Annotated in this window: 10 protein-coding genes; 5 read left to right on the top strand and 5 right to left on the bottom strand. The window is 72.0% G+C overall.

What is annotated here, in order from left to right; genetic code table 11:
• Nucleotides 1-45: 45 nt before the first annotated feature.
• From BGO22_RS20570 to BGO22_RS20550, 5 genes are read right to left on the bottom strand one after another with little or no spacing between them, the layout of a single operon-like run.
• The gene (locus BGO22_RS20570) at nucleotides 46-984 is read right to left on the bottom strand and encodes a branched-chain amino acid transaminase (RefSeq protein ID WP_070400248.1); all 939 of its coding nucleotides are present in this window, start codon (nucleotides 982-984) and stop codon (nucleotides 46-48) included.
• A 44-nt stretch (nucleotides 985-1,028) separates the two neighbouring features.
• Nucleotides 1,029-1,457, bottom strand: a complete 429-nt coding sequence (locus tag BGO22_RS20565) for a glycerate kinase (RefSeq protein ID WP_070400249.1) — start codon at nucleotides 1,455-1,457, stop codon at nucleotides 1,029-1,031.
• A gap of 46 nt (nucleotides 1,458-1,503) precedes the next feature.
• The gene (radA, locus tag BGO22_RS20560) at nucleotides 1,504-2,883 is read right to left on the bottom strand and encodes a DNA repair protein RadA (RefSeq protein ID WP_286852336.1); all 1,380 of its coding nucleotides are present in this window, start codon (nucleotides 2,881-2,883) and stop codon (nucleotides 1,504-1,506) included.
• A gap of 10 nt (nucleotides 2,884-2,893) precedes the next feature.
• A complete protein-coding gene (locus BGO22_RS20555; RefSeq protein ID WP_286852335.1) occupies nucleotides 2,894-3,940 on the bottom strand; it encodes an NAD(P)H-dependent flavin oxidoreductase in 1,047 nt (348 codons plus the stop codon).
• Between the two features lie 53 nt (nucleotides 3,941-3,993).
• The gene (locus BGO22_RS20550; protein WP_286852334.1) at nucleotides 3,994-4,914 is read right to left on the bottom strand and encodes a LysR family transcriptional regulator; all 921 of its coding nucleotides are present in this window, start codon (nucleotides 4,912-4,914) and stop codon (nucleotides 3,994-3,996) included.
• A gap of 72 nt (nucleotides 4,915-4,986) precedes the next feature.
• Here BGO22_RS20550 and BGO22_RS20545 point away from each other — a divergent pair, with 72 nt between their 5' ends.
• From BGO22_RS20545 to BGO22_RS20525, 5 genes are all read left to right on the top strand, one after another.
• A complete protein-coding gene (locus BGO22_RS20545) occupies nucleotides 4,987-6,642 on the top strand; it encodes an FAD-dependent oxidoreductase (RefSeq protein WP_286852333.1) in 1,656 nt (551 codons plus the stop codon).
• 26 nt (nucleotides 6,643-6,668) lie between these two features.
• A complete protein-coding gene (locus BGO22_RS20540) occupies nucleotides 6,669-7,652 on the top strand; it encodes a Bug family tripartite tricarboxylate transporter substrate binding protein (RefSeq protein WP_286852332.1) in 984 nt (327 codons plus the stop codon).
• Nucleotides 7,653-7,733: 81 nt separating this feature from the next.
• Nucleotides 7,734-8,216, top strand: coding sequence for a homoprotocatechuate degradation operon regulator HpaR (hpaR, locus tag BGO22_RS20535; RefSeq protein WP_070400255.1), 483 nt, complete (start codon nucleotides 7,734-7,736; stop codon nucleotides 8,214-8,216).
• Entirely contained in the window at nucleotides 8,213-8,950 is a 738-nt protein-coding gene (locus BGO22_RS20530; protein ID WP_286852331.1) for a fumarylacetoacetate hydrolase family protein, read from the top strand. Before hpaR ends, BGO22_RS20530 begins: the two co-directional genes overlap by 4 nt.
• Nucleotides 8,947-9,411 (top strand): fumarylacetoacetate hydrolase family protein (locus BGO22_RS20525; RefSeq protein ID WP_286852329.1); only part of this gene is annotated, 465 nt, incomplete at its 3' end. The genes BGO22_RS20530 and BGO22_RS20525, both read left to right, overlap by 4 nt.

Raw genomic sequence — 9,411 nt, 5'->3', positions numbered from 1 at the left:
CTTGGCCTTGAGTTCGATCACCGCCTTGCTCATGCTGTGCTCCGCTCAGACCTTGGTCAGCCAGTGGGCGTACTTGGGGTTGCGGCCGTTCACGATGTCGAAGAAGGCGCTCTGGATCTTCTCGGTGATCGGGCCGCGCGAGCCGCTGCCCAGTTCGATGCGGTCGAGTTCGCGGATCGGCGTGACCTCGGCGGCGGTGCCGGTGAAGAAGGCCTCGTCGGCGATGTAGACCTCGTCGCGCGTGATGCGCTTCTGGACGATCTCCAGCCCCAGGTCCTTGGCGATGTGGAACACCGTGTTGCGCGTGATGCCGTTGAGCGCGCCAGCGGAGAGGTCGGGCGTGTAGATCACGCCGCCCTTGACGACGAAGATGTTCTCGCCCGCGCCTTCGCTGACGAAGCCGGAGGAGTCGAGCAGCAGGGCCTCGTCGTAGCCTTCGTCGGTGGCCTCGGTGTTGGCCAGGATGCTGTTGGTGTAGTTGCTCACCGCCTTGGCCTGCGTCATGGTGATGTTGACGTGGTGGCGGGTGTAGCTGCTGGTTTTGACGCGGATGCCGCGCTTCATGCCTTCGTCGCCCAGGTAGGCGCCCCAGGCCCAGGCGGCCACGCTCAGGTGGATGGTGTTGCCCTTGGGGCTCACGCCCAGCTTCTTGTCGCCGATCCAGGTGAGCGGGCGGATGTAGCCGCTCTTGAGGCCGTTGGCGCGGATCACGTCCTTCTGCGCCTCGTTCACCTGCTCCACGGTGAAGGGGATCTTCATGCGCAGAATCTTGGCGCTGTTGAACAGGCGCTCAGTGTGTTCCTGCAGGCGGAAGATGGCCGTGCCGTTGACCGTGTCGTAGGCCCGCACGCCCTCGAAGGCCCCGCAGCCGTAGTGCAGGGTATGGGTGAGCACGTGGATCTTGGCGTCGCGCCAGTCCACCAGCTGGCCATCCATCCAGATCTTGCCGTCGCGGTCGGACATCGAGGGAACGGGTGCGCTCATGGGTTTCCTTGGGGTATGGGGGGTATTCGGGTCAACCGGCGATTTTACGGCGCCGCCCGGGGCGCTGGGCCGGCGGGGGCGTCCGTCTCGGGGCGCTTCAGGCCCCAGTCCTGCAGCTTGCCGTGGGCGAACCGGGCCTGCACGGAGGCGCCGCCCGGGTCCGTCCAGCGGTAGACCTCGGGCTGCTCGCCTTCAGGGGAGGCCAGCTCACCCAGGGCCCGGGCCAGGCCGATCACGCCGATCAGGGGCATGCCCGCGTGCAGGCGCGAGTTCAGCATCACGGCGCTGTCCACGTGGCCGATCGGGCGCTGGGCGGCGCGGCGCATCACCGCCATCAGGCGCGTGAAATGCAGCAGCAGCCACAGGACCAGGCCGCCGCCGACGGCCGCCACGCCGGCCCAGCCGAACTGCCAGTGGCCCCAGAACAGGAGGGCGGCGCCGATCAGGGCCATGGCGATGCGTCGAAGGTTCATGTCGTTCCAATGTCCGTTGCAGGGCGCGCGATCCGCCGCGCGCGCGTCATTCCAGCCGGCGCACCAGATCCAGCGCCTCTTCGATGCGCTCGACCCCATGCACGGTGAGGCCGTCGAAGGCCTTGTCGTTCTTCTTGGGCAGGTTGGCCTTGGGGACCACCGCCACGGAAAAGCCCAGCTTGGCCGCCTCCTTCAGGCGCTCCTGCCCGCGCGGCGCGGGCCGCACCTCGCCGGCCAGGCCCACCTCGCCGAAGGCCAGGAAGCCCTTGGGCAGCGGCTTGCCGCGCAGGCTGCTGGTGATGGCCAGCATCACGCCCAGGTCGGCCGCGGGCTCGCTGATGCGCACGCCCCCCACGGCGTTGACGAACACGTCCTGGTCCAGGCAGGCCACGCCCGCGTGGCGGTGCAGCACGGCCAGCAGCATGGCCAGGCGGTCGCGCTCCAGGCCCACGCTCAGGCGGCGCGGGCTGGGGCCGCCGCTGTCCACCAGGGCCTGCAGCTCCACCAGCAGCGGCCGCGTGCCCTCCAGCGTGACCATCACGCAGCTGCCCGGCACCGGCTGGGCGTGCTGCGAGAGAAAGATCGCGCTCGGGTTGCTCACGCCCTTGAGGCCTTTCTCGGTCATGGCGAACACGCCGATCTCGTTGACCGCGCCGAAGCGGTTCTTGATCGCGCGGATCAGCCGGAAGCTGCTGTGCGTATCGCCTTCGAAATAGAGCACGGTGTCCACCATGTGCTCCAGCACGCGCGGGCCGGCCAGCGCGCCTTCCTTGGTCACGTGGCCCACCAGCACGATGGCCGTGCCCGAGGCCTTGGCCGCGCGCGTGAGGTGGGCCGCGCACTCGCGCACCTGGGCCACCGAGCCCGGGGCGCTGGTGAGCTGGTCGGAATAGACGGTCTGGATCGAGTCGATCACCGCGATGGCGGGCTTCTCGGCGTCCAGCGTGGCCAGGACTTTTTCCAGCTGGATCTCGGCCAGCACCTGCACCTGCGAACCCTCGATGCCGAGCCGGCGCGCGCGCAGCGCCACCTGGGCGCCGCTTTCCTCGCCGGTCACGTAGAGCGTGGGCAGGCCGGCGCGCTGCAGGCTGTCGAGGGCCTGCAGCAGCAGGGTGGACTTGCCGATGCCGGGGTCGCCGCCGATCAGCACCACGCCGCCCTCGACGATGCCACCGCCCAGCACGCGGTCCAGCTCCTCGTGGCCGGTGGGCGTGCGCTGCACGTCCCGGGCCTCGATGCGCGACAGCGGCATCACCTCGCTGGTCTTGGCCAGCGCCGCGAAGCGGTTCTTCGGCGGCGCGCCGCCGCCCTCGGCCACGCCTTCCACCAGCGTGTTCCAGGCGCCGCAGTGCGGGCATTTGCCCAGCCAGCGCGGGCTGGTGCCGCCGCACTCGCCGCAGGTGTAGATCGTCTTGTCCTTGGCCATGAGGCCGGGACTATATCGGCCCGAAGCCCTCGACCAAGGCGCGCGTGATCTCGGCCGCGCCGGCGGTGCGGCAGCCGCTGGCGTTCTGGCCCGACCACAGCGGCGTGAAATCGCTCTTGCCCTGTTTCTCCCAGTGCGCGCGCAGCGGGGCGATGGCCGCGGTGGCCAGCGGGAAGGCGGGCGCGGCCGGGTTCAGCGGGCCGAGCTCGCGCATCACCCGGTTGGGCACGCCGCGCGCGGGCCGGCCGGTGAACAGGGTGGTGAGCTGGGTGTGGCGCGCGGCCTCGCTCTGCAGCACGGCGCGGTGCAGGGCGCTGGTGGTGGCCTCGGGGCTGCACAGGTAGGCCGTGCCCACCTGCACGCCGTCGGCGCCCAAGGCCATGGCCGCGCGCACGCCGGCCGCGTCGGCGATGCCGCCGGCCGCGATCACCGGCACGCGCACGGCGGCCTTCACCTGCGGCAGCAGCGCGAAGGTGCCGGTCTGGCGCGTGAGATCGTGGCTGAGGAAGTGGCCTCGGTGCCCGCCGGCTTCCAGGCCCTGGGCGATCACCGCGTCCGCGCCGTGGGTTTCCAGCCAGACCGCCTCGTCCACCGTGGTGGCCGAGCTCAGCACCACCGAACCCCAGGACTTCACGCGCGCCAGCAGCTCGGGCGCGGGCAGCCCGAAGTGGAAGCTCAGCACGCGCGGCCGGAAGGGTTCCAGCGCGTCGGCGGCGGCCGCGCTGAAGGGCAGCCGGCCCGGGCCGGCCGCCAGCGTCGCCGGGTCCAGGCCGATCTCGGCGAAGTAGGGCGCCAGCGCCGCGCGCCAGGCCGCCTCGCGCGCGGCGTCGGGCTCGGGCGGCGTGTGGCAGAAGAAGTTGACGTTGTAGGGCCGCCCGCTGGCGGCCAGCAGGTCCAGCTCGCGCCGCATGGCCTCGGGCGCCAGCATGGCGCAGGGCAGGGAGCCCAGGGCACCGGCCTCGCCCGCCGCCAATGCCAGGGCCGCGCCCTGCGCGCCCGCCATCGGCGCCTGGATCAAGGGCCAGCGCGTGCCCAGCAGCTCGGTGAGTCGGTTCATGGTGCGAGTGTAGGCAGGCGGCAATGTCCCAGGGCCCGTGCGCGGTCCGGGGCTCAGGCGCCGCCGCGCTCCAGCAGCTCGGCGAACGCCTGCGCGGCGGGCGAGAGCGAGCGGTCGCTCTTGAACACCACGGCGGTGTCGCGCTCCACCAGCGGGCGCACCAGGCGCCGCGCCACCAGTTCGGGGTGCAGCGCGGGCGCGAATACGCTGCCCGGCACCACGGCCACGCCCAGGCCGGCGGCGGCCAGAGCCACCGCGGTGGTGAGCAGGGAGACCTCGTGTGCGATGCGCAATTCCACCCTGGCCGCGCGCGCCGCCGCGTCGATGCGCCGCCGCACGCCGTAGCCCGGGCGCACCGCGATCACCGGCCAGGCCGCCAGCTGCTTCCAGGTGAGTGGCCGGTCCGCGGCAAAGCGCGGGCCGGCGGGCGCGATCGCGGCCAGGTGATCGCGCAGCACCACGCGCTGCGACAGGCCGGGCGTGGGCCCTTCGAGCGTGCCCAGGCCCAGGTCCACATGGCCCGCGAGCACGCGCTCGGCGAACTCGCCGGGCGCGCAATCGTCGATCTGCAGTTCGATGCCGGGGTAGCGGTCCAGGTAGCGGCGCACGGCCGCCGGCAGCAGGGTCTGCGCCACCGTGGACGTAGCCGCGATGCGCAGGCGCCCGCGCTCGCCGCGCGCCAGCGCCGCCATGCCGCCGCTCAGGGCCTGCATCTCGGCCAGCGCGCGCCGCGCGTGGCCGATGGCCTCGACCGCGGCCTCGGTGCGGCGCAGGCTGCGCGTGCTGCGGTCGAACAGGCGCACACCCAGGCGCGCCTCCAGCTCGCGCAGCAGAACGGTCACGGCCGGCTGCGTCAGCGACAGGGCCTCGGCCGCGGCCGAGAGCTGGCCGCTGTCGTACACCGCCACGAAGGCGCGCAACTGGCGCACCGAGGGCAGGCTGCCGAGGTGTGCGGGTTTTTTATGAATCGCCATCGAAGTTTCATTTTTCACGCGGCGCGCGAAGGCCTGTAATTGTCGGCTTTCGTCTGTTGAATGGAGACCAGCATGACCCAGACCCTGCGTGCGCAGGTGCTGATCGTGGGGGCCGGGCCGGTGGGCCTGACGCTCGCCATGGACCTCGCCCAGCGCGGCATCGCCGTGTTGGTGGCCGAGACCCGCCACCGCGGCGAGCCGCCCAATGTGAAGTGCAACCACGTGTCGGCGCGCTCGATGGAGATCTTTCGCCGCCTCGGTGTGGCCGGCGCGCTGCGCGAGGCCGGTCTGCCGGCGGACTACCCCAACGACGTGTCCTATCGCACCAGCTTCACGGGCGATGAGCTTTCGCGCATCCCCATCCCCGCGCGCCAGAGCCGCTACACGGCCACCGGCGGCCCCGACACCTGGTGGCCGACGCCCGAGCCGCCGCACCGCATCAACCAGATCTACCTGGAGCCCGTGCTGTTCGCGCACGCCGAGCGCCAGAGCGGCCTGCGCATCCTCAACCGCACGCGCATCGACGCCGTCGCGCAGGACGAGGCCGGCGTGCGCGCCACCGGCGTGAACCTGGACAGCGGCGAGGCCATCGAGTTGCGGGCCGACTACCTGATCGGCTGCGACGGTGGCCGCTCCCTGGTGCGCAAGAGCATCGGCGCCAAGCTCTCGGGCACCGACGAGGTGGGCCGCGTGCAGTCCACCTACTTCCGCGCGCCCGCGCTGCTGGGCCTGGCCAAGCACGGCCCGGCCTGGGCCACCTTCTCGCTCAACCCGCGCCGCTGTGGCAACGTCTACGCCATCGACGGGCGCGAGACCTGGCTGCTGCACAACTACCTCAAGGCCGACGAGGCCGATTTCGAGTCCGTTGACCGCGACTGGGCGATCCGCGAGATCCTGGGCGTGGGTCCGGACTTCCAGTACGAGATCATCAGCAAGGAAGACTGGATCGGCCGCCGCCTCGTGGCCGACCGCTTCCGCGACCGCCGCGTCTTCATCTGCGGCGACGCCGCGCACCTGTGGATCCCCATGGCGGGCTATGGCATGAACGCCGGCATCGCGGACGCGATGAACCTGTCGTGGCTGCTGGCCGCGCACCTGAACGGCTGGGCCGGCGAGGCCATCCTCGGCGCCTACGAGCGCGAGCGCCAGCCCATCACCGAGCAGGTTTCGCGCTTCGCCATGAACCACGCGCTGGCCCTGCAGGCCCAACGTGAGGGCGTGCCCGCGGGCATCGAGGACGCGGGCGAGGCCGGTGCGGCCGCGCGCGCCCGGGCCGGTGCCGCGCTGTACGAACTCAACGTGCGCCAGTACTGCTGCGGCGGCCTGAACTTCGGCTACTTCTACGACGACTCTCCGCTGATCGCCTACGACGGCGAAGCCGCGCCCGGCTACACCATGGACGGCTTCACGCCCTCCACCGTGCCGGGCTGCCGCACGCCGCACGTCTGGCTCGACGACGGCCGCTCGCTCTACGACGCGCTCGGCCCCGACTACACCCTGCTGCGCCGCGACCCCGGCGTCGACGTGCGCCCGCTCGAGGACGCGGCGCGCGCGCGCGGCGTGCCGCTGCGCGTGCTGGACCTGAGCCCGCGCGAGGCCGGCGCGCTCTACACGACCGCGTTGCTGCTTTCGCGCCCCGACCAGCACGTGGCCTGGCGCGGCGACGCGCCGCCCGCCGATCCGCTCGCGCTGATCGACCGCCTGCGCGGCGCCGCCGTGCCCGCCTGACACCATTCACCCCAAGGAGACAAGCCATGAACCGCCGCCACGCCCTGACCCAGCTCGCCGCCCTGTGCGCCGCCAGCGCCGCGCCCGCCGCCTTCGCGCAGGCCGACAAGCCCATCACCATCGTCGTGCCCTACGCGCCCGGCGGCACCACCGACCTGCTGGGGCGCATGCTCGCGCAGCAGATGTCGCCCCTGCTGGGCCGCACCATGATCGTGGAGAACAAGCCCGGTGCCGGCAGCGGCGTGGGCGCGGCCCAGGTGGCGCGCGCCGCGGCCGACGGCAACACCCTGCTGGTGGCCACCAGCACCACGCTGGCCATCAACCCCTGGCTCCACAAGCAGCTCGCCTACGACCCGGCCAAGGACTTCGCGCCCATCGGCATGATCGGCGCCGTGCCGCTGCTGGTGGTGGTGAACCCCTCGCTGCCGGTCAAAAGCATCGCCGAGCTGGTGGCGCTGGCCAAGTCGCGCCCCGGTGGCCTGGTCTACGGCTCGGCCGGCAACGGCAGCCCGCACCACCTGGGCGCCGAGATGTTCAAGGCCGCCACCGGCGCCAACCTCAAGCACGTGCCCTACCGCGGCAGCGGCCCGGCCATCACCGACCTGCTCGGCGGCCAGATCGACCTGATGTTCAGCGACATCCCGCCCGCGCTGGGCCACGTCAAGGCGGGCAAGCTGCGCGCCATCGCCGTCACCTCGGCCAAGCGCCAGCCCGCCGTGGCCGAGGTGCCCACCATCGCCGAATCGGGCCAGGCCGGCACCAAGGACTTCGAGGCCGTGGCCTGGCAGAGCCTGGTGGCGCCGGCCGGCACGCCGCCCGAATTCATCAACCGCTGCGCGCAAGCCCTGGGCAAGGTGATGCAGGACCCGGCGCTGCGCGCGCGCCTGGAAGGCGACGGCTTCGAGCCCGTGAGCGCCGCCATGAGCCCGGCGCAGCTGGCCGCCTACGTGCGCAGCGAGACCGAGCGCTGGGGCAAGGTGGTGCGCGCCTCGGGCACCACCATCGACTGACGGCCCCGGCTCGGGAAAACCCCAGAACGGGCTGGGGTAGGCGGATCGGGCGATTTCATTTAACATGTTAAATAAATCGCCATGGACCCGATCGACAAGACTTTCACCCACCGCAACCTCCCGCGCCTGCTGCTGCAGGCGCGGGAGGCGGTGATGCAGCACACGCGGCCCAGCCTGCGCGAGCACGGCCTGAGCGACCAGCAGTGGCGCGTGCTGCGCGTGCTGGGTGAACACGCGCGCGACCCCGCCGGCATCGAAACCGGGCGCATCGCGCGCGAGGCCTTTCTGCTGGGCCCCAGCCTCACCGGCGTGCTCACGCGCATGGAGCGCGACGGCCTGATCGCGCGCGAGCGCTGCAGCCAGGACGCGCGGCGCACCGTGGTGCGCGCCACGCCGGCGGGCCTGAAGCTGGTGCGCAAGCTGTCCGCCACCATCGAGGCGCACTACGCCTGGCTGGAGGAGCGATTGAGCAAGGCGCGGCTCGCGCAGCTCTATGTGTTGCTGGACGAGGTGATCGCCCTCGAAGGCGACGTGGACGACAACCTGGATGAGGAGGCGGCATGACTGCCCATGGATGGGTGCCCCCGGGCACCGTGTACGGCACGCTGCTGAACTTTCGCGGCGAATACGCGCACTGGCAGCCGCGCATGGGCGACAAGCCCTATGGCGGCGCGCCCAAGGCGCCCGTGCTGTACGTGAAGACGGCCAACACCTTCGCGCCGCACGGCGCCAGCGTGGCCCTGCCGGCGGGCGAGGTGGTCGAGGCATCGGCCAGCCTGGGCCTGCTGATCGGCGAACACGGCGCGCCCACGCACGCCCTGCTGGTCAATGACCTGAGCCTGGCGCACGAGAGTTACTACCGCCCGCCCATGAAGTTCCGCAACCGCGACGGCTTCCTGGGCCTGCCGCTGGAGCCCACGCCGCTGGCGGCGCTGGGCGGCATCGGGGGCCTGGCCGCGCTCGAGCTGGAGCTGCGCCTGCACGGCGTGCACCAGCAGACCACCGCGCTCAAGGACCTGGTGCGCGACATCCCCACGCTGCTGAAAGACGTCGGCGAATTCATGACCCTGCGCCCCGGTGACGTGCTGCTGATTGGCAGCGAGGTGCTGACCGACGGCACGCGCCCGCGCGTGGCCGCCGGCGACGCGGTGGAAATCAGCGCACCGGGCCTCAAGCCGGTCCTGCAGCGCTTCGTGGCGGAGGAGGCGAGCGACGCCGGGCCGCCCCCAGTCGCGAGGGCCCCCTCGGGGGGCCGCGGCAGCGCCTTGGCGCAGAGCGTGGGGGCACGATTCTCATGAAAAGAGCCCGCATCGCCTGGGCCGGCGCGGTTCACGACGCCATCGAGCGCGACGGCCAGCTGGAGCTGCTCACGCCCGCCTTCAAGGGCCGCCGGGTTGCCGCCGACGAGGTGGTCTGGCTGCCGCCGCTGGCGCCCGTGCCGCGCCCGCGCACCGTGTTGGCCCTGGGCCTGAACTACGCCGACCACGCCAAGGAACTCGCCTTCAAGCCGCCCACCGAACCGCTGGCCTTCGCCAAGGGAGAAGCCTCGCTCATCGGCCACCGGGCGTTCACCGTGCGCCCGGCCGGCGTGGCGTTCATGCACTACGAGTGCGAGCTCGCGGTGGTCATCGGCCGCACCGCGAAACACGTCAAGCGCGGCGACGCGATGGACTTCATCGCCGGCTACACCGTGGCCAACGACTACGCGATCCGCGACTACCTGGAGAACTGGTACCGCCCCAACCTGCGCGTGAAGAAC

The organism is Hydrogenophaga sp. 70-12 (assembly GCF_001897365.1).
In the GTDB taxonomy this organism is placed as follows: Bacteria; Pseudomonadota; Gammaproteobacteria; order Burkholderiales; family Burkholderiaceae_C; genus Hydrogenophaga; species Hydrogenophaga borbori.
Note: the sequence above shows the minus strand (reverse complement) of the source record. Positions and strands in the feature narration are given on the sequence as shown.

Excerpts from the sequence above, each read along its gene's own strand:
- hpaR (WP_070400255.1), top strand. The coding sequence starts at position 7,734 with ATGGACCCGATCGACAAGACTTTCACCCACCGCAACCTCCCGCGCCTG.
- BGO22_RS20530 (WP_286852331.1), top strand. The coding sequence starts at position 8,213 with ATGACTGCCCATGGATGGGTGCCCCCGGGCACCGTGTACGGCACGCTG.
- BGO22_RS20570 (WP_070400248.1), bottom strand. The coding sequence starts at position 984 with ATGAGCGCACCCGTTCCCTCGATGTCCGACCGCGACGGCAAGATCTGG.
- BGO22_RS20540 (WP_286852332.1), top strand. The coding sequence starts at position 6,669 with ATGAACCGCCGCCACGCCCTGACCCAGCTCGCCGCCCTGTGCGCCGCC.
- BGO22_RS20550 (WP_286852334.1), bottom strand. The coding sequence starts at position 4,914 with ATGGCGATTCATAAAAAACCCGCACACCTCGGCAGCCTGCCCTCGGTG.
- radA (WP_286852336.1), bottom strand. The coding sequence starts at position 2,883 with ATGGCCAAGGACAAGACGATCTACACCTGCGGCGAGTGCGGCGGCACC.
- BGO22_RS20555 (WP_286852335.1), bottom strand. The coding sequence starts at position 3,940 with ATGAACCGACTCACCGAGCTGCTGGGCACGCGCTGGCCCTTGATCCAG.
- BGO22_RS20565 (WP_070400249.1), bottom strand. The coding sequence starts at position 1,457 with ATGAACCTTCGACGCATCGCCATGGCCCTGATCGGCGCCGCCCTCCTG.
- BGO22_RS20545 (WP_286852333.1), top strand. The coding sequence starts at position 4,987 with ATGACCCAGACCCTGCGTGCGCAGGTGCTGATCGTGGGGGCCGGGCCG.